This is a genomic window from Butyrivibrio sp. INlla18 (assembly GCF_900103635.1).
GTDB lineage: Bacteria > Bacillota > Clostridia > Lachnospirales > Lachnospiraceae > Butyrivibrio.
In genome coordinates this window covers 195,940-214,884 of sequence record NZ_FMXK01000008.1, presented here as the reverse complement: position 1 = coordinate 214,884, position 18,945 = coordinate 195,940, and the positions used below count along the sequence as shown (strand labels likewise).

Genomic DNA, 18,945 nt, shown 5'->3' with positions numbered 1-18,945 from the left:
GAGGCCCGTCATGAGTACAACAGCATATCAGATCATCGCCGTAGACTTTGACGGAACGCTCTGCTACAGCAACTGGCCTGAGCTTGGCGAGCCTAACCGTCCTCTCATAGAATATCTCAAACGCCAACAGGCTTCCGGCAACAAGCTAATCCTCTGGACATGCCGTGCCGGTGAAGCCTTGGATAAAGCGGTCCTTTGGTGCTCAGAACATGAGCTTACCTTTGATGCCATCAATGACAATCTTCCCGAGATCGTCGAGATGTACGGCAACAATTCCAGAAAGATCACCTGCGATTATTACATCGATGACAAGGCCATGCTGCCAGCTCAAGCGATGTAAAAAACCTGTACTATCCATATTTCAGGTATAGTACAGGTTTTTCTTATACAAACATCTTTGTCTCAGGTTTGCTTATATCTATCTTGCATAGTACACGTAATCGTCTTTTCTCGGTGCAGCATTATTTGCAGGTGCTGCGGCATAACCGATGACCAGGTGTCCGATGCCTTCATAATCACCTTCTATACCAAGGCTTTTAAGGATCTCTTTGCCTTCCTCTGATTCAAATTCTTCCTTAGCCCTGTGGATCCAGCAGCTTGCAACACCAAGATCCTCATGCTCTTAAATAACCATACTCTGAAAAATGTTAAATCCATAACCGACCAAGATGATACCGATTACGCATATCCCGATGAAGATTCCAAGCAGTTTTGGCTTCACCGCTTTCCTCAGCATGATCATCGAAGGAAGGGAAAGCGTTGTAACTGCCATCATGAATGCAAGGACTGTTCCAAGCAGTGCCCCCTTAGCTAAAAGCGCTTCCGCAACAGGGATAGTCCCGAATATATCAGCATACATGGGCACACCGATCAGTGTCGCAAGCGGAACACCCAGAGGGTTTTTGCTTCCAAGGACTGTCTCGATCCAGCTTTCCGGGATCCAGTTGTGGATCACAGCTCCGATGCCTACACCAATCAGGATATAAGGAAATACCTTCTTAAATGTCTCAGCTACCTGATCCCTTGCAAAGATCAGTCTGTCCTTCTGTGTAAGGTCCGGGGCTGAGATATCTACATGACCTGCCTTAAGAGCATTCTTAACAACGTCTTCAAGCTCATTTTCAAGATGCATACGCTCTATGATTGAGCCGCCGATAACAGCTATCACAAGACCGAGCACTACATAGATGATCGCAACCTTCGGTCCGAATATGCTCATCAATAGAACCAGGCTTCCGAGATCCACCATAGGCGATGAGATCAAAAACGAAAAAGTCACTCCGATAGGAAGTCCGGCGCTTGTAAATCCTATGAAAATCGGGATGGATGAACAGCTGCAAAACGGTGTTACCGTCCCAAGAAGTGCAGCAACTGTGTTTGCACCTATCCCATGAAACTTACTCATGAGCTTCTTGCTTCTTTCCGGCGGAAAGTAGCTCTGAATATAACTGATGCCGAAGATAAGGACACATAAGAGCACCGTTATCTTGATCACGTCATAGATGAAAAACTGAATGCTTCCTCCGATCTTTGTTGTTATATCAAGACCGACAAGCGACAAAAGGTTTCCTATCACGTCATTCAGCCACTTCATCCCAAGTATCTGTTCCTGTATAAATTTCCAGATCATAACTTCTCCTTTCACATAGACATTTGTCTATGTATAATTTCAAAATAAAACCGGATTTCTCCGGTCAGAACAAAAGAAGAAGCCTTGTTACTTCAGGAACTTCTCAATCTCCACTGTCTTAAGCACTTTACCTGTTGAAACAACCTTTTCATTTACCACCAGAGCAGGAGTAGACATGATCCCATAACCTGCGATCACGGAAAAATCCGTAATATACTCGACCTCAGCCTCTACTCCGAGATTGCTGATTGCTTCCTTTGCATTGGCAAGAAGTGTCTCGCACTTATTGCATCCACCACCTAAAACCTTAACATTTACCATCGTATCCACCTTAACCTTTCTTGCAGCAGCATTTATCTGCCACACAATCGCAGCAGGAAATATCGTTAATATAGTCCTTGAATTCCTTGAACTTATCGCAATTGATGGAATAATAGCTCCACTTTCCGTCTTTTCTGGATTCCACCAGCCCGCAGTCTCCAAGAACCTTCATATGATGCGACAATGTTGGCTGAGTGACCTGAAGCTTTTCAAGAAGGTCGCATCCGCACTTTTCTCCCTTTGTCAGCATCTCTATGATCCTAAGCCTGTTCTCATCTGACATCGCCTTACAGATCAGCGCTACTTCCTTAGCTGTCATCACGGTTCTCCTTTCGCATAGACTATTATCTATGCGAACTATATCACACATAGATGTGTGTCAATATGTTTTTTCAAAAAAAGAGCAGCCATACAAATGTCCACTCTCGTTTTGGGATAATTCTTAAACCATGCTCACATCGCAACTACTTTAGAAAGCTGCCTTCCGAAATAAATGCCGGCGACGCAGAATACCACGCTGAGTACAACATATACCCCGCCTGTTACAATTTGTTTGTTTTCAAACAAGGTAAATGCTTCAAGAGAAAAGGTCGAGAAAGTAGTAAAGCCACCACAGATACCTGTCTTCCAAAACAGAGTCATATTTCGTGAAATATCATCTCTGTCCCCGAAAACTCCTACTATAAACCCGATCAATACCGCTCCGATAATATTCGTAACCAGCGTCAGTATCGGAAAGCTTGTTTTGACAGGAATCAGGCTTATCGCATACCTTCCCATTGCTCCAAGCGCTCCGCCGGCAGCAACAAATAAAAAACCCATAATTGTCTCCATGTCTTACTTTTCCTTAAAAGCTATGTGAAATACCTTCGCCATAAGAGGAATATAGGTCGCCACAAATACACATGCAGCAGCTATGATCACTTTCTTCTTGTGTTTTTCAGGAACCTGTGTCCCCGCGATCATTCCCATCGAGAAGAGGCAGAACTTGATAAGCGCATAGTCTTTCCATGTGCTTTCTTTTGCATACTGATCTCCCAGATCAAGAAATTTCTTCATGGCGCAACCTCCTTTACCCTAATAATTCCTCGAGGATTACAGACGCATCTTCAATACATCCGGGACAAGACTGCAGAACAGGTCCGCCTGTGCGACCTTTAAGCTCCGCACACAACAGAGATCCGTTCTTTTCCCCAAAGCGTCTCTCAAGCTCCGGTATCTTATCGGGAGCCTGCTTTTTTAATACTTCCTCTGCAGCAAGAACCGCGCCACATTTGACCATACGTCCGCCTGACATAGCAGGTCCCATAGCCATAGCCTTTACTTTGCTGATTCCGGCTTCATCAGCATATGTTGTCAGCACAGCTGCGGCACACATCATTTTTCCGAATTTGTTCTTTGCCTCTATTGCCTTACTCACTTATCTCATGCTCCTTTAAACTTTGACGCAAAGCTCCTGATCCTCTCGATCAGCTCCGGTGTAAAATCTGCTCCTCTGAAGCCAATATCGAGCATCCCTTCAAGCACCCATTTGATGCAAAGATCCTCATCCGAGCACTTTACATTATTATCCTTGCAAAACTTCCTTATCTGCTTGATCACATTTGAAAACTCATTGCATGTAGCAAACGGCACTATCTCGCCTATCAGGGACAGATCCGTATTCTCCAGGAAAACCTTGATCGCCTCATTGTGCCTTTTTACATAAAGGCCACCGCCTATGAAAAGATGGTCTACATGCTCTGTGACAGGCGTATCAAGACTGAGCGCCTCAACTCCCAGAACCTCCGCCATGATATTTGCTACTTTCTGCGTCTTCCCGCCTCTTGATTGATATCTGATCGCGAATTTCATATGAATAAAACCTCAGTCCATCAGGCTCTTGCCTGCTCCCTATGTTGCGATGATCCAGACCGGCTGGGGATGACACACCCGTTCTTACCAACCAAAATCATCCCTCACAACATCACTCGATAACTCAGTGATGTTCTTTGTGGCTTCCTCAACCATTTTCTGCATAACTGTTGATGTCATCCGGATCTTTTCAAAAACATCGGAAAAATTATCACCGGCAAGCCGTATGTGAATCTGCTCTCCTTCTATCCCTGTCTCTGATGTGATTTCTGTAAATCCTTTGCTTACAATGACTTCCGAACGCATTTTATTATATTCAGTCGCACCCTCAAAGCGGATGATCTTCTCTGTCATGACAAGCTTGTCTCCATGTTTCATGAAAAGATCGCTATACTTATTGTTTGCATGTTCCCTCGCAAAGTCCTCACCGGTCTTTTTTATCAATTCAGGGTCGGACAGCTCCATATCTTCCGAAGGCGTCTCCAGCACAGTTTTATCATCAAGCATCAGACGGATAAGCTTGTCTTTCTCTCTGTGTAAGACGGCTATTTCCAGCTTATGCTTAAGGAAATCAAAGCAATATACCGTTTCTGTGATTATGACACCTGTACTCATTCTCTGTTCCTCCCTGTTCAGTTGATTTTCACGCTTATTATATCAATTCTTTGACTATCTCTGCTATATCTCCATCCACGCATATTGACTGCTCTTCGATATCCGTGGGCGCATACGCCTCTCCCATATTGATGCAGGCGTAAATCACATTCCCATTCTGTGCCGTGTACTGCCAGAACGGATATTTGATGATACCTGGTGTATTCATTCCCACACCAAACTCCATCAGAAGGACTTTCCCCTGATATTCCTTATCTACCTTCGCCTTTGTATCATCTGTAAAGAACCCCTGCGCCTTGATTCCGTGTGTCGCAAGGAAGTCACCATAAGCCCCGGAATGCACGTGCCAGCCTGCATCCTCAACAAAAGTATCATCACACCTTAAGTTAATGTCCATAGGAGCCCCGCATTTCGGACAGTACGGAAACAGTTCGGAGCTCACTTCCATCCTGACACCTTCCGGTGGGATCGTGAGATTGCCATCCTCTTCAATGATGAATCCCTGATCCAAGATCATCTTGCGGATGACCTCTTCATTTTCATATAACTCTTTATGACATGGCTTTGTGCACTGGAACAGCCCATAATCGCCTTGTGTATAGAACAATCGCTTATCATCAAATCCTGCTCTTAAGAAGGCGTTATCCACGTTTGTGGAGATTACAAAATAATCCTTATCCATCACCGCATCCAGCAAGTCCACATAAACAGGCTTCGGTGCAGGAGCATAGCGATTCACCCACACATGTCTCGACCACCAGGCCCACTTGATTTCCTGCGACGGGAACGGATAGAAGCCTCCGGAATAGATATCCCGGATACCGAACCGCTTTGCAAAATCTCCGAAGTACTTCATAAAACGCTCGCCGGAATAGCTGTATCCCGCTGCAGTAGAAAGCCCGGAGCCTGCGCCGATGATAACGGCATCACAGGTCTTAAGCGCATTTTTCAGTTTTTTTATTTCATCCGAGTAATCCCCGGTAGATCTGTTCATCGACATCCTTGAAAACATTGAAAATCACCTTCCTTACTGAAGAATCTTTTTTCATAAAGTCCTTAACCGTCTGTACTGCTATCTCAGCCGCTCTCTCATTCGGGAACATAAATACCCCCGTTGAGATACAGCAGAAGGCCACACTCTCCAGACCTTTCTCGGCAGCCAGTTCCAGACAGGATCTGTAACAGGAGGCAAGAAGCCTCTCATGCTCTTCCGTAAGTCTTCCCTGCACGATCGGTCCCACGGTATGAAGGACATATTTGCAAGGCAGGTTATATCCCGGTGTGATCTTGGCCTGTCCGGTCGGTTCTTCATGCCCTTGCTCTTCCATGATACGGGCACACTCATAACGCATCTGAACTCCGGCATAGGTGTGAATGCAATTATCAATGCAGGAATGATTGGCCACATAGCATCCGGTCATCCCGCTGTTAGCCGCATTCACGATAGCATCAACTTGAAGCCTTGTGATGTCTCCCTTCCAGATACCAATGCCATCCTGATTAAAATCTATATCATCTATGGAGACAATGCCTTTTTCATCCCGGGCTTCTTTCAGGTATTCATCCTGCACGTTAAGAAATTCCTGATCGATCTCACCCGGCATCCGGACATTCATAAGCGCACGCAGAAGCCTTCTTTGATCACTCTCCGCATTCGGTATCGCAATCTTCTTATATTCGCTTCTCTCGTCTTTCAGCCTGCCTATGAGATATTCTCTTCGCTCTCTCTGATCCATACCCGTCACCCCGCTTTGTAACAAGCCGCCGCAAAAGGAAATACTCCTTTCTCGGCGGCCTGCACTTTACTTTCTATGGCATTATAGCTGCACACTTATGCTTTGATCTCTTCCGGAGCAGCGGTAAACGAATACTTCGTGCACTTTGCATCCTTAAGATAAAGAACCTCAAATACGCCGTCGCCCACGTGATACATATTTCCGAGTGTCGGCTCCAGTTCAAGCATCTTTGCACGGCTCTCATCACTATCATCACGCACAAGAGTACCGTTTACTCTGATCCAGCTGCCATCCTTGTTCATTCCGGAAAACTCTACCTGTGGATGCGCCATGATCTGCTTATACATATCCTTGGTATTGCCGGTGCAGAAATATACTTCACCGTTTATATCCTCTACGGCGCTGATCGGACGGACTCTTGAATGCTCTCCGTCAATGGTTGCAAGATAGAATACGCCTGTTGCTTTCATTGCTTCTACGATCTTATTCATTTTAAAACCTCCTTGATTATAGTAACTACTTGTGTTACAATTCATAATATACAACAGAATATACCTATTGTCAATAGTAACATTGAAAGTTACTATAATTTTTTTGAGGTGAGAAAATGCAGATTTCAAGCAGATTTACAATGGCTATCCATATGCTTGCAGCAGTAGCCACTTTTCAGGATACAATGACCGTTTCAAGCACCGTCCTTGCCGATTCAGTGAATGCCAATCCCGTAGAAATACGAAGGATCATGCTGCAACTTTCAGCGGCAGATATGCTGGATGTAAAAAAAGGACGCGGCGGGATAAGAATGGGAAAAGACCCGAAAGACATCACATTCCTCGATGTATTTGAAGCGGTAGAAGCTGTAGGCAACGATGAACTCTTCCATTTCCATGAGGATCCCAACCCGGCCTGTCCCGTAGGTGCAAATATACATGCCATGCTCGATGACAAACTCTATGAGATACAAAAGGTTATGGAAGATAAAATGGCGCAGATTACTCTGGCAGATATACTTAACACACCCGGAGTGTCTCTTCCGACTGCCACAAAATAAAAAAGGCAGCTATGATTGCTTTCTTCTCAGCTTCTTCAGTCCCTCTGCCATCCTATCGCTATTGAAAGCCTGAGCAAGTTCCAGGTACTTCTCCAGGTGATTGCGGAAAGGAACCTCTGCTCCTTGTTTTTTTATATGAAATCGGATTCGTTTTACAATCCAAGAAATGCATCCAGTTTTTCTGCCTCTTTCAAACCGCTTTCATACAGCTTACCCTTTGTTCCCACAGTATCAAAAATCATATTGTTCAGCTCCTTAATTCTTTTTATTATTGCTCTCTTTTCTGAGCATAATTAGGATAGAGCTCTGCCCACTCCTTAACAACCTTTTCAAATTCTTTTCCAATTTTAGGATTCTCTGAATTCTTATTCATTATTCAAGCTCCTATCATACCGACTTTGATATATATATCATCCAGAACCTTAGAGAGATAATCTTTTATTATGTTCATCCAATCGTAGTATTCTCCCATCGTCTTTCTCCATATTATCAAACAGGTTCCAGTTCTCTCTTTGAAATACTATCATATTCAGTTTCAGTCAGTTCTGACCGGACAATATCATCATTAAGAAGCTTAATAAAACTATTAACATCCTTTTCCGATCCTAATTGTATCTCGTCATTATCTATTCTTATCATAGAACTATATCTCGAATGTCGGCCAATTCGATTTATCAGTTCCGTTTTCTCGATACGCAGAACTGGCGAGTTTTTGGCTTTCATAAGCTTTTTTGCATTTGTCAGCTTTTCTTTACTTGAAAATCTCACTAGGATTTCCGGATCAGTAACTATTCCCGTCTCAACAATAATATCAATTGCAAAACGTGCCTCCTGACGAATGTACTTTTCAAAACCAAATTTATTCTGTAGCAGGCCTATATTGCCTGTAATAATATGCTGACCTAATATTATAAGGTCTATACGCGATCCAATTGCAATAATATCCTTTTTTAATTCATCATATGTCTTATTTTTCCCTATTACAGCATAAACACTATTGCTCTTCTTTAACATTGTAACTGGGTATACTTGCTGATATGCCCAAAAATGATTATCATTAAAATTCATTCTGAACAAAAAACCCATCAAAGCTTTTGAATCTTCTTCGTCATACTGTAAATTAGTGTCTTTGTAATCATTGATTACTGAAAATGGATCATATGCTTCTGTCACATGTATATCGTATATACAATTCTTTTTATTATCGGATATGTTGTCGGATGCTTCCAATTCAATTTCATCCAAGAGATAGTTTTGTTCAATCACTTTTTTTATAAGATATGATAATCTTGCATTCAATTCATCTGTGGTCAAGAACTTCTTCATGATAAGATTATTGTTTTGCTTCAGGACAGCATAAACCTCCAGCCCAAACGGCTTTTCGTCCACAAAAATCTTCCCCAAATTCTCTTTTAATTCCTCTTTATTCATTTTCCTATCCTCTTTATATAATACACATTATCCGAAATCTTTTTGTACTCTATTACAGACTCACAGCCCACAGCATTTCCAGCAACTCCTATGCAGACACCTCTGGCATCTTTGTTGATAAATACTCTTACAAGCAGTCCTGCCAATGTCAAAACAATTACCAGCGGAAATACTGCTACTTTTACTAATACTCTCATACCACACCCTCCACATCTTTGTTGAATCCCTGCTCTGCGCTCCATTTCGTAAGAAGCTCTATAATTATTTTTTCTCTCTTGGATGCCGAGTAATCAGCAGGGAAATACTTATTTAACTTCTTCTCTGTAAAAGAAACCTTCTTTGTCTGAGGCTTTGTGGCAACAGCCTCTTTCATAATCGTCATAACCATATAAGGCGTAAGGTTCTCCAAGTTCGGCTGCTTCTTTAATGCTGCAAGCTGAGCCGGAGCAATGCTTCCCTTTTCCTTAATATAAGTCAAAAGATATGACTGCACTTCTTTATCAAAGGCAGCTATATCAACCCCATTTACTAATGATAACTGTTTATTATCTACCATTTCAAGTAGCTCCGGTAGTAATTCAGTAAGTCGGATATATCTCTGAACACTCCTGCCTGTCAGTCCACTTCCCTCCCCTACAATAGTCGCAGTCTTTCTTTCAACAGGACTTAGCTTGTCGACATCATGTCGACAAGTTCCCTGATGTCTCATTGCATCCATCTTCATCTTAAAAGAAAAAGCTCTTTCACTTGGAAGTACTTCTTCCCTTTGCAAATTCGCGTCAACCATAATTATGGTTGATTCATCATCAGTGAGCTCCATAACTATTGCAGGGATTTTTGTAAGATGCGCCCTTTTAGCAGCGTGCATCCTGCGATGACCGGATATCATTTCATAAGTACCTTTACCGGTAGGTCTTACCAAGACAGGAGAAATAATCCCCTGCTTGATAACACTGTCTACAAGTTCATCCATCTTTTCATCATCAAGAACCTTAAAAGGATGATTCTTGAAAGGCTGGATAAGGCTTATATCAATTTCCTCGGTGCCATTTTCATTAGTAGCCGGTACTCCCAGCAACTCATCTATACTTGTAAGCTTCATTTTTTCTTTTACATTAGCCATTGAGAACCTCCTCTGTAAGACCCCTGTATGCATCCGCTGCTTTGCCCTTTGGATCATATTTATAGATACTGCTTCCTTCCAAGCTTGTTTCTGCTGTACGTACTGATATAGGTATTTTTGTTTCAAATACCTTTACAGCAGATGAATAACTGTCATAGACAAGCTGCGCAATTTCCTTGGCATAATTGGTACGGTTATCTACCATAGTGAGCAGAATCCCCTCTATTTCGAGTTTTGGGTTAAGCTGCCTCTTTACCCTGCCAATTGTCTTTATAAGCTGTTGAAGACCTCTGACCGGCAAATATGCCGCCTGTACGGGTATCAAAACTGAGTCCGCACATGCCAGAGCATTTATTGTTACCATTCCAAGACTAGGCATACAGTCCAAAATGCAGTAATCATATGAATCCTTGATCTCCTCTATCAGCTGTCTCAGAATCGTTTCACGACTCATGACATTTACCATAGAAACTTCAAGTGCTGACAACTCTATATTTGCAGGAATAAGATCTATTCCCTCTTCGTGATGAAGAATCGCATCCTCAACATGAAGTTCTTCTTCATTAACAACTCTTGTCATTAGAGTTGCCAGAGTAACTTCCATTGCATCAGGATCTGAGAAACCTAAGCTGATTGTCATAGATCCCTGTGGATCACAATCCAGCAGGATAACTTTCTTTCCTTCCCTTGCGAGTCCTATTCCTAAGTTTACTGCGGTTGTACTTTTCGCAGTTCCTCCCTTTTGATTACTGATACTTATGACTTTGCACATAATTTGCCTCCTATTCTTGGGATCTTTCTTGTTTCTCTTAAATACGCATCAAAGACGCTCCGATTTATACGAGTCATCTTTCCTACTTTGTAAAAAGCTCCTGCCTCTTTAGCCATTCTGGTAAGAGGCCTTTCACTGAATCCGTAATACTCAATGCCCATGGGAATCGTTATGTACTCATGTTGCAGAAATGCCAGGTCTCTTTCATCTAATTCCCCTGAATACTTCCAAGCCTGTCCAGCCATGTCTATACACCGCCCTTCATATCTTCACGTTAGGATTTGCTGGTTGTCTGAACTGCTCCATGAACTCATCTAGAATTTCCTTGTTAATGAGAACACTGACATCATTGATTCTGTAAACTGCACCTGCCTTTTCTGCAATATCTCTAAGCTTCCTGTGAGAAATGCTATAGATGATTTCAGCCTGTTCATATGTAATGAACTTTCTTCTAAACATCCGAGCTTCTTCCTTAATCGCTGTTCTTCTTTCAATGTCGTAATACTGATCTTCCATGTCTTTTTCCTCCGATATAAAAGTTTTTGGTGTGCAAATGCCCTGTAACGCAAAAAAAGGACCACTCTCCTGAAATTTCTTTCAAGAAAGTGGTCCATTAGGGTCCTAATTTTCTAGGCTATTATTTTCTCCAACAACTTATAATCCTTTGTCATTCTTCGTGATTATCGGAAGAATTGTTGTCAATTTGTTGTCATTTCGTCTTAACTGTGCTTCGGAAGCCGCATAATTACTGGTTTTTACTTGCCTGCACTTTTCAAAGTCGGGAAGAGAAGCACGTCTCTGATTGTTGCGCTATCTGTAAGGAGCATGCAGAGACGGTCAATGCCATAGCCGATACCACCAGTAGGAGCCATACCAACTTCAAGAGCGTTGAGGAAGTCCTCATCTGTGTGCTCAGCTTCTTCGTCACCAGCTGCTGCATTAGCATCCTGAGCTGCGAAACGCTCACGCTGATCGATAGGATCGTTAAGCTCTGAGTATGCGTTGCACATCTCCCAAGTGTTGATGAAGAGTTCGAAACGCTCAACCTTCTCAGGATCTGTAGGCTTCTTCTTGGTAAGAGGTGAAATAGCAAGAGGGTGATCCATGATGAATGTAGGCTGGATCAGGTTCTTCTCGCAGAACTCCTCAAAGAAGAGATTGATGATGTCGCCCTTAGTGTGACGATCCTCGAACTCGATGCCTTTCTCCTTTGCAAGAGCCTTAGCCTCTTCGTCAGTCTTAACTGTATCGAAATCAATTCCTGCGTACTTCTTGATAGCGTCGTTCATTGTAAGGCGCTCGAATGGCTTGCCAAGGTCGATTACGTTATCGCCATACTTGATCTGTGTTGTGCCACAAACCTTCTCAGCAAGGTAACGGAACATAGACTCTGTAAGTTCCATCATTCCTTCGTAGTCTGTATATGCCTGATAGAGTTCCATAAGTGTGAACTCTGGATTGTGTCTTGTATCTACACCTTCGTTTCTGAATACACGGCCAATCTCGTAAACTCTCTCAAGACCACCAACGATAAGTCTCTTAAGATAAAGCTCAAGAGAGATACGAAGCTTACGCTCTTCATCAAGAGCATTGTAATGTGTAAGGAATGGTCTAGCAGCTGCTCCGCCAGCATTCTCAACGAGCATAGGAGTCTCAACTTCCATGAAGTCTCTCTCAGCAAGGAAGTTACGGATCTCACGAAGAATAGCTGATCTCTTCTTGAATGTCTCCTTGACTTCCTCATTCATGATAAGGTCAACATATCTCTGTCTGTAACGGATCTCTGTATCTGTAAGTCCGTGGAACTTCTCAGGAAGTGGCATAAGTGACTTAGATAAAAGAACCAGCTCTTTAACATGAACTGAGATCTCACCAGTCTTGGTTCTGAATGCAAATCCCTTAACACCGATGATATCGCCGATATCCATCTTCTTGAAATCAGCATAAGCCTCATCACCAAGGTCATTTCTTGAAACATAGAGCTGCATGCGGCCATCTCTGTCCTGAAGGTTAGCAAATGATGCCTTACCCATTACACGCTTGCTCATCATACGACCAGCAAGAGAAACGATCTTCTCTGAAGGAACATCTGAAAGAGGTACTACAACTGCCTTGCCCTCTTCGTCTACTGGAGGTACAAACTCCAATGTCTCAAAGTTGTCTCTGATATCCTGTGTGTGATGTGTCTGATCATACTTAACGATCTGGAAAGGATCTTTTCCAGCTACCTGAAGCTCAGAAAGCTTGTCTCTTCTAACCTGACGAAGACGTCCAACGTCTTCCTGTGGTGCATTCTGCTGATTGTTCTGCTGATTATTATCTGCCACTTTTTCTTCCTCCTGATAGCAAGCTCATATGCCTGCGTTTTTTACTTAATAAAAGCCAGCGAATTGTACTTATCGCTGGCTCTGAATGTCTAATCCAAACTCAGCACTAGGCTGAATCTTTTAGTTCTCTGATCTCTCGATGCCAAGCACCTTGTACTTAAGAACACCAGCCTGTGTCTCTACAGAAACTGTCTGTCCCTTCTTAGCTCCGATAAGAGCCTTACCAACTGGAGACTCGTTAGAGATCTTGCCCTTAAGGCTGTTAGCCTCTGATGAACCTACGATCTTGTACTCAAGATCCTCATTGAACTCAAGGTCACGAATCTTAACCTTACATCCGATGCTGATCTTGTTAAGGTCTACATCTTCCTCAACAACTACTTCTGCGTTTTTGAGGATCTTCTCAAGAGCTTCGATTCTAGCCTCGATATCACGCTGCTCATCTTTAGCTGCATCATACTCAGCGTTCTCTGAAAGGTCGCCCTGTTCTCTTGCTTCTTTGATCTTCTCAGCAACTTCTTTTCTCTTTACTACTTTGAGCTCATGAAGTTCGTCTTCGTATTTCTTAAGTCCTTCATAAGTTAAGATGTTTTTCTTTTCTTCCATTATAAAAACCTACCCTTCATAAAAATTGAGTATAAGTGCAAAAACCTATTTTAACTTTGCTATTATACAGTCTATAAATTATACTGTCAATCATACTAAATTTATCCCTGTAAAAAGAGCTTTCGACAGGCTTCCTTGAGGGATTCCATATTTTCCATCTGATTGATCTCGTTTCTAAACTTGGCACTTCCTGCCATACCTGTTGTGTACCAGGAAACATGCTTTCTCATCTCACGGATTCCAATGAATTCACCCTTATATTCTAGCTGAAGATCCGCATGCCTTAGTACAGTATCATAGATTTCCTGTTTACTAGGCCTATCACAAGTCTTACCTGTTTCAAAAAAGCTTTTGATCTCCCTGAAGATGAAAGGATTGCCCTGAGCAGCCCTTGCCACCATTACTCCATCGCAGCCTGTTTCTTCAAACATGCGCTTAGCTGATGGGCCATCTGTAACATCACCATTACCGATTACAGGGATCTTCACAGCTTCTTTTACCTGACGAATGATGCTCCAATCTGCCTCGCCGTAGTAATACTGTTCTCTTGTCCTACCATGTACTGCAACTGCTGCCGCGCCGCCAGCCTCTGCTGCCTGTGCGCACTCTACAGCATTTATCAGGTTCTCATTAAAGCCTTTCCTTATCTTAACAGTAACTGGTCTGTCAGAAACCTTCACAAGTGCAGCAACTATCTCCTCAATGAGTTTCGGGTTCTTCATAAGTGCAGAGCCTTCGCCGTTTCCAACCACCTTTGGAACAGGACATCCCATGTTTACATCCAGGATGTCGTAAGGTCTGTCCTTTATCATCTCTACTGCCTGCTGCATGATCTCTGGTTCAGAGCCAAAGAGCTGAAGAGAAACCGGATGCTCGTCCTTGTGGATTTCCATGAGCATTCCTGTATTTTTGTTCTTGTAAGTTATGGCCTTGGCACTTACCATCTCCATGCACACAAGACCTGCGCCCATTTCTCTGCATAACAGACGAAAAGGCAGGTCAGAAACACCTGCCATAGGTCCTAAGATTATGTTATTGTCTAGGGTTACGCTTCCTATCTGAAGCTTGCCGTATCCTGACATTTAATCCTCACTTCCTAATATATCTGCAGGATTTTCGTGGAGCACGTAGATCCTGTAATAGAGTCCAAGTGCCTCAAAGAGGTCCTGTCTCTTTCTGCGAACCTCACCTACAAGTAGACCTGCTGTGATCTCGTCGTATGTGATGTCCTCTTCATCTGCATTAGTCTCAATGCTGATGCTTCCATCCTCTTCAAAAACTATTGTGAAGATTCCGCCTGCTTCCTGAGTAAAAAGAACACTGATGATATTCAGCTCTTTTTTGATGCTCTCAGGAATCTGCTTGAATATTGGATTAAAGTAATACTTCTGCTCGTAAGCATTGGCTCCGCAGAGAACTACTCTTCCGCCGGCAGTCTCTTCAAAGACTCTGCCCTTATTAGTCTTTTGCATTTCATCTATCTTGAGCTCTTCCTGCTCATTTTCAATAGATCCGTTATCTTCAAATTCTTTTTTGTACTCGTTCTCAAAATCCTTAGCGTTCATTTTTTCTCCAAATCAATCTATATTATTCTGGTCTGTCACTGTCTTCAAAGTCATTAAGCTGTGGCTTGCTCCTTCGGTTCTTTTCATAAAGGATCTGAAGACCTTTCAAAGTAAGTGTTGGATCGTAAATATCGATCTCATCTGTCTCCTCTGCAATAAGTCTTCCAAGTCCGCCTGTTGCAACGACTTTCATGTTGCTGTAGCCAGATTCTCTTTTCATCTCATTGATAATGTACTTGGTCTGGCCAATCTGTCCATAGATGAGTCCAGCCTGCATGCTGGAGATGGTCTCTTTTGCCAGAATGCTAGATGGCTTCTTGATCTCAATCTCAGGAAGCTTGGCTGTATCTTCCCAGAGGGCCTTGGCTGAGATTCTGATACCAGGTGCCACAACACCAGTAAAAAACTCGCCTTTTTCATTTACAATAATATAAGTAGTAGCTGTTCCGTAGTCAATTACAAGAACAGGTCCGCCGTAGAGCTCGTAGCCTGCAACAGCGTCTACTATAAGGTCAGGACCAGCTTCCCTTGGATTGTCGATCGCGATCTTGATACCTGTCTTGATGCCAGGGCCTACGATATATGGCTTCTTGCCAATGTATTTGAGTATCGCATTTACAAGAGCATGCATGAGCTGAGGCACAACGCTTGCGATCATTACGCCTTCGATCTCTTCTTTTTTGATCTCGTTTACATGCAGGAATTCTAAGAGCTTGATTCCATACTCATCTGATGTATGAGTCATCTTGGAAACCATCCTGAAGGATGTCACAAGCTTTTCTCCCTTGAATATTCCATAAGTGATATTTGTATTTCCTACATCAATTACCAGAATCATTTTCTGCTCCTTTTATGCATAAGTGTAAAGTCCGCGAACGGATACTTCACCGGCATTAACTTCCTTTATTGTACCATCTTTGGTGCGAACTATCAGCGCCCCATTTGGAGTTATTCCTTCAGCCACCGCTTCATATTCGCCCTTTGGATCTAAGATTCTTACATCTTTTCCCTTATTTATGAGCTTCTTTTCATATTGCTCTTTTAAAAGAGCTAGATCAAAAGTCTCGTTATATTTCTCGTAGTTTTCTTCAAAGGCCTTCATGCAGCTTGCTACCACAAAAGACCTGTCTATAGCCTTACCTGTTTCTGAAAGGATAGAACCTGCTATATCTTTGATGGATTCTGGAATATCCATAAGTTTAACGTTTATCCCTACTCCAATTACTACATCGCCAATGGTGTTATCTGAATTCATGTGAAGCTCTGTTAGGATTCCACAGATCTTTTTACCATTGATCACTACGTCATTGGGCCACTTGATGGATGTGACATTCTCTCCAACTGCATTATCAATGCCCTCTGCAACGGAAAGTCCCATGACCAGAGTGAGCATGGATATCTTGTCAGGTGGTGCGTCAGGTCTTATGAGAAGGCTCATAGCAATATTGGTGCCCTTAGGATTCTCCCAGGACCTTCCTCTAGTGCCTCTTCCTTTGTTCTGAACGTCAGCTACCACCAGCGTGCCATGAGGCGCGCCTTCCACGCCAAGGACTTTGGCATCGTCATTGGTGGAGCCTGTAACATCTTTATAAACAAGATTACGGGCAGCCCATTTGGTACTGAGCTGCCCTTTAATTTCTTCATAGCCTAGCATGTTAGTTATCCTTTAAAGTAGCATACATCACAGCCTTAATGGTGTGCATGCGGTTCTCTGCTTCCTCAAAGACAATAGATTTATCTGACTCAAAGACTTCGTCAGTTACTTCTATCTCATCGAGACCATATTTTTCTTTAACTTCTCGGCCTATTCCTGTATTGAGATCGTGGAAGGATGGAAGGCAGTGCATAAATACACTCTTTTCTCCTGCATTGTCCATGATCTTCTTGGTAACACGGTATGGCTCAAGATCTTTGATTCGCTGTTCCCACTCGCTCTCTGGTTCTCCCATGGATACCCAGATATCTGTGTAAACAACATCAGCACCCTTTGTTCCTTCCATTGGGTCCTCACTAAAATCTATCACAGCTCCGGTGGATTTGGCAATATCTAGGCAAGTATCAATAAGTTCCTGACTTGGGAAATATTTCTTGTTGGATACTGCTGTGAAATGCATGCCAAGCTTAGCACACATAACCATCAGTGAATTACCTGTATTGTACCTTGCATCACCCATATATACAAGGTGGATGCCTTTAAGCTTACCAAAATGCTCTTTGATAGTAAGGGCATCAGCCAGCATCTGTGTTGGATGGAACTCATTAGTAAGTCCGTTCCATACAGGGACTTTGCTGTAATTAGCCATGGTCTCGACTATTTCCTGTTCAAAGCCTCTGTATTCGATTCCATCAAACATTCCAGCAAGGACTCTTACAGTGTCGGCGATGCTTTCTTTTTTACCGATCTGTGAATCAGTTGGATTAAGATAAGTTGTGCCCATTCCCAGGTCATGTGCAGCGACTTCGAAAGCGCATCTTGTACGGGTACTAGTCTTTTCAAAAATAAGAGCGACATTCTTGCCCTTTAGCTCATCATGAAGAATACCTTTTTTCTTCTTTTCCTTAAACTCTGCAGAAAGGTCAATAAGATAAAGGATTTCCTCAGGTGTAAAATCAAGCAGTTTCAAAAAATCTTTTCCGTACAAATTCATCTTTTTATCCTCCTGAAAATATAAATACTAAGTAATTAGGGGATTGCAATTGCAACCCCCTTAATAATAGCATAAATATTCACTTTTGTGAATGAATTTGTATAAATATTCAATTTTGATGAATATTACCAGAATACATGCGCTCCGATAATAATTCCTTCGTGACCATTGATACGTCTGAAGTGAAGTGCTGTACCAACAGTTGTCTCACCGTTAATAGCTGCCTCAGCTGCCTGATAGTTCATATCATAGATATTGCCACTGTTATAAACCTTAGCAACTGTACCGTTGATGGCTGGTGTAAACTGTCCTGATGCATAAATAACACTGTAAATAGTGTTAGGATAAGCGCCGCTCTTAACTCGGTTCATAACTACCGCACCTACGGCTACTCTTCCTTCGTATGGCTGGTTACCTGCTTCGCACTGGATAAGTGCTGCCAGAAGCTTAACTTCATCAGCATCAGCAGAAACTGCGCCGGTGTTCTTTGTAAGAGCTGATTTCTTTTCCTGCTCTTCTCGAACCTTGATGGCTGCGATCGTCTCACCCTGATCGATCTTGAACTCAGTTGTGACATATTCAGCCTGAACATAACCTACTTCATCGTTGTAATCTACGCTGATCCAGCCATTGCCGAGATCCTCGATCATATCAACGAAAGCTTTTTCTCCGAGAACTCCGATAACTTCTCCGTTCTCTGAATCCTCTGACCTAACATTAAGTGCGCTGCTCTGGCTTGTAACCAGCTGCTTACCAACATCTGATGCTAAGCTCTCAGCGTCTTCTCCAAAAAGAAGATACTCATCCTTGGCCCATCCGATTAAGTCACCTGACTGAAGTTTGGTCCATCCATCTCTTCTCTCTATTACCTTGCCGCCACAGTCCTTGTATAGAACTCCGACCTTCTGTGCATCCTCATCGGGCTCTTCTCGAATATTCATGGCCTGACTTACATTGGACATGACGAGTTTAGATTCCTTAGACTCAGATGAAGCAGAAGAACTGGCATCTGAGGACTTATCTACGCTCTCTGCCACCTTAACTTCTGTAGCTGTTCTATCGATTCCAAGTGGTGTAGTAGGACTAACAATGCTGGAGATACCTGTAGAATAACTGGCGTATGTTGCGCCGCCTCCTGCATATGCTGTTAACCCCTGGGAAACGAATAGAATCAAGATGAGACCGCAAAACATGATAAGTCTCATTATCCTAGTGGATAACTGTGATTCTTTTTTCATATCTTTGCTTACCTCTAAATATATGTAT

27 protein-coding genes and 1 pseudogene are annotated in these 18,945 nt (G+C 42.8%); 2 read left to right on the top strand and 26 right to left on the bottom strand.

The window, feature by feature from the left end:
• Positions 1–10: 10 nt before the first annotated feature.
• Positions 11–340, top strand: coding sequence for a hypothetical protein (locus tag BLS24_RS07185; protein WP_091757528.1), 330 nt, complete (start codon positions 11–13; stop codon positions 338–340).
• Positions 341–418: 78 nt separating this feature from the next.
• Here BLS24_RS07185 and BLS24_RS15585 read toward each other — a convergent pair.
• The 12 genes and pseudogenes from BLS24_RS15585 to BLS24_RS07125 form a co-directional block, all read right to left on the bottom strand.
• A pseudogene (locus tag BLS24_RS15585) lies at positions 419–616 on the bottom strand (diguanylate cyclase); the annotation flags it as partial.
• 6 nt (positions 617–622) lie between these two features.
• Positions 623–1,630 (bottom strand): permease, encoded by a 1,008-nt coding sequence (locus BLS24_RS07175; protein ID WP_176764365.1) that lies wholly within the window; start codon positions 1,628–1,630, stop codon positions 623–625.
• Positions 1,631–1,717: 87 nt separating this feature from the next.
• A complete protein-coding gene (locus tag BLS24_RS07170; RefSeq protein ID WP_091757526.1) occupies positions 1,718–1,951 on the bottom strand; it encodes a thioredoxin family protein in 234 nt (77 codons plus the stop codon).
• Between the two features lie 10 nt (positions 1,952–1,961).
• Positions 1,962–2,270: an ArsR/SmtB family transcription factor gene (locus BLS24_RS07165; protein WP_091757524.1), complete on the bottom strand. Its 309-nt coding sequence runs from the start codon at positions 2,268–2,270 to the stop codon at positions 1,962–1,964.
• A gap of 134 nt (positions 2,271–2,404) precedes the next feature.
• On the bottom strand, positions 2,405–2,773 hold the full coding sequence (gene crcB, locus BLS24_RS07160) for a fluoride efflux transporter CrcB (RefSeq protein ID WP_091757522.1): 369 nt from the start codon (positions 2,771–2,773) through the stop codon (positions 2,405–2,407).
• A gap of 15 nt (positions 2,774–2,788) precedes the next feature.
• Entirely contained in the window at positions 2,789–3,010 is a 222-nt protein-coding gene (locus tag BLS24_RS07155; RefSeq protein WP_091757520.1) for a hypothetical protein, read from the bottom strand.
• Between the two features lie 13 nt (positions 3,011–3,023).
• Positions 3,024–3,371, bottom strand: coding sequence for a C-GCAxxG-C-C family protein (locus tag BLS24_RS07150; protein ID WP_242872250.1), 348 nt, complete (start codon positions 3,369–3,371; stop codon positions 3,024–3,026).
• Between the two features lie 5 nt (positions 3,372–3,376).
• Entirely contained in the window at positions 3,377–3,805 is a 429-nt protein-coding gene (locus BLS24_RS07145) for a flavodoxin family protein (protein ID WP_091757518.1), read from the bottom strand.
• Between the two features lie 84 nt (positions 3,806–3,889).
• The gene (locus BLS24_RS07140) at positions 3,890–4,420 is read right to left on the bottom strand and encodes a hypothetical protein (RefSeq protein ID WP_091757516.1); all 531 of its coding nucleotides are present in this window, start codon (positions 4,418–4,420) and stop codon (positions 3,890–3,892) included.
• A 37-nt stretch (positions 4,421–4,457) separates the two neighbouring features.
• A complete protein-coding gene (locus tag BLS24_RS07135; RefSeq protein WP_091757514.1) occupies positions 4,458–5,432 on the bottom strand; it encodes an SIR2 family NAD-dependent protein deacylase in 975 nt (324 codons plus the stop codon).
• Positions 5,383–6,156 carry a protein-ADP-ribose hydrolase gene (locus BLS24_RS07130; protein WP_091757513.1) on the bottom strand — a complete coding sequence of 258 codons (774 nt, stop codon included), beginning with the start codon at positions 6,154–6,156 and terminating at the stop codon, positions 5,383–5,385. Before BLS24_RS07130 ends, BLS24_RS07135 begins: the two co-directional genes overlap by 50 nt.
• A 95-nt stretch (positions 6,157–6,251) precedes the next feature.
• Complete coding sequence (locus tag BLS24_RS07125; RefSeq protein ID WP_176764364.1) at positions 6,252–6,647, bottom strand: pyridoxamine 5'-phosphate oxidase family protein; 396 nt, start codon at positions 6,645–6,647, stop codon at positions 6,252–6,254.
• 116 nt (positions 6,648–6,763) lie between these two features.
• Between BLS24_RS07125 and BLS24_RS07120 the strand changes: the two genes are divergently transcribed.
• Positions 6,764–7,207 (top strand): Rrf2 family transcriptional regulator, encoded by a 444-nt coding sequence (locus tag BLS24_RS07120; protein WP_091757508.1) that lies wholly within the window; start codon positions 6,764–6,766, stop codon positions 7,205–7,207.
• A 489-nt stretch (positions 7,208–7,696) separates the two neighbouring features.
• Here the strand turns inward: BLS24_RS07120 and BLS24_RS07115 are convergent, their stop codons facing one another.
• The 14 genes from BLS24_RS07115 to BLS24_RS07050 all read right to left on the bottom strand — a co-directional run bounded on the left by BLS24_RS07115 (position 7,697) and on the right by BLS24_RS07050 (position 18,917).
• A complete protein-coding gene (locus tag BLS24_RS07115) occupies positions 7,697–8,638 on the bottom strand; it encodes a DUF4868 domain-containing protein (RefSeq protein WP_091757506.1) in 942 nt (313 codons plus the stop codon).
• Positions 8,635–8,835 carry a hypothetical protein gene (locus BLS24_RS07110; protein WP_091757504.1) on the bottom strand — a complete coding sequence of 67 codons (201 nt, stop codon included), beginning with the start codon at positions 8,833–8,835 and terminating at the stop codon, positions 8,635–8,637. The genes BLS24_RS07115 and BLS24_RS07110 overlap by 4 nt, the downstream gene beginning before the upstream one ends.
• Entirely contained in the window at positions 8,832–9,761 is a 930-nt protein-coding gene (locus BLS24_RS07105; RefSeq protein ID WP_091757502.1) for a ParB/RepB/Spo0J family partition protein, read from the bottom strand. The genes BLS24_RS07110 and BLS24_RS07105 overlap by 4 nt, the downstream gene beginning before the upstream one ends.
• Complete coding sequence (locus tag BLS24_RS07100) at positions 9,754–10,533, bottom strand: ParA family protein (protein WP_091757500.1); 780 nt, start codon at positions 10,531–10,533, stop codon at positions 9,754–9,756. The genes BLS24_RS07105 and BLS24_RS07100 overlap by 8 nt, the downstream gene beginning before the upstream one ends.
• Positions 10,518–10,778, bottom strand: a complete 261-nt coding sequence (locus tag BLS24_RS07095) for a DUF6462 family protein (protein ID WP_091757498.1) — start codon at positions 10,776–10,778, stop codon at positions 10,518–10,520. The genes BLS24_RS07100 and BLS24_RS07095 overlap by 16 nt, the downstream gene beginning before the upstream one ends.
• A gap of 16 nt (positions 10,779–10,794) precedes the next feature.
• Complete coding sequence (locus tag BLS24_RS07090; RefSeq protein WP_091757496.1) at positions 10,795–11,049, bottom strand: DUF6462 family protein; 255 nt, start codon at positions 11,047–11,049, stop codon at positions 10,795–10,797.
• Positions 11,050–11,288: 239 nt separating this feature from the next.
• Positions 11,289–12,860 carry a lysine--tRNA ligase gene (lysS, locus tag BLS24_RS07085; RefSeq protein WP_091757494.1) on the bottom strand — a complete coding sequence of 524 codons (1,572 nt, stop codon included), beginning with the start codon at positions 12,858–12,860 and terminating at the stop codon, positions 11,289–11,291.
• Positions 12,861–12,980: 120 nt separating this feature from the next.
• On the bottom strand, positions 12,981–13,466 hold the full coding sequence (gene greA / locus BLS24_RS07080) for a transcription elongation factor GreA (RefSeq protein WP_071175063.1): 486 nt from the start codon (positions 13,464–13,466) through the stop codon (positions 12,981–12,983).
• A 101-nt stretch (positions 13,467–13,567) separates the two neighbouring features.
• Positions 13,568–14,548: a tRNA dihydrouridine synthase DusB gene (dusB, locus tag BLS24_RS07075; protein WP_091757492.1), complete on the bottom strand. Its 981-nt coding sequence runs from the start codon at positions 14,546–14,548 to the stop codon at positions 13,568–13,570.
• Complete coding sequence (locus BLS24_RS07070; RefSeq protein ID WP_242872249.1) at positions 14,549–15,031, bottom strand: DUF6145 family protein; 483 nt, start codon at positions 15,029–15,031, stop codon at positions 14,549–14,551.
• Positions 15,032–15,053: 22 nt separating this feature from the next.
• Positions 15,054–15,869, bottom strand: coding sequence for a type III pantothenate kinase (locus BLS24_RS07065; protein WP_091757490.1), 816 nt, complete (start codon positions 15,867–15,869; stop codon positions 15,054–15,056).
• A 12-nt stretch (positions 15,870–15,881) separates the two neighbouring features.
• Positions 15,882–16,685, bottom strand: a complete 804-nt coding sequence (locus tag BLS24_RS07060; protein WP_091757488.1) for a biotin--[acetyl-CoA-carboxylase] ligase — start codon at positions 16,683–16,685, stop codon at positions 15,882–15,884.
• Position 16,686: 1 nt separating this feature from the next.
• Positions 16,687–17,679 carry an ornithine carbamoyltransferase gene (gene argF, locus BLS24_RS07055; RefSeq protein WP_091757486.1) on the bottom strand — a complete coding sequence of 331 codons (993 nt, stop codon included), beginning with the start codon at positions 17,677–17,679 and terminating at the stop codon, positions 16,687–16,689.
• A 125-nt stretch (positions 17,680–17,804) separates the two neighbouring features.
• Positions 17,805–18,917 carry a cell wall hydrolase gene (locus tag BLS24_RS07050; protein ID WP_091757484.1) on the bottom strand — a complete coding sequence of 371 codons (1,113 nt, stop codon included), beginning with the start codon at positions 18,915–18,917 and terminating at the stop codon, positions 17,805–17,807.
• Positions 18,918–18,945 lie beyond the last annotated feature (28 nt).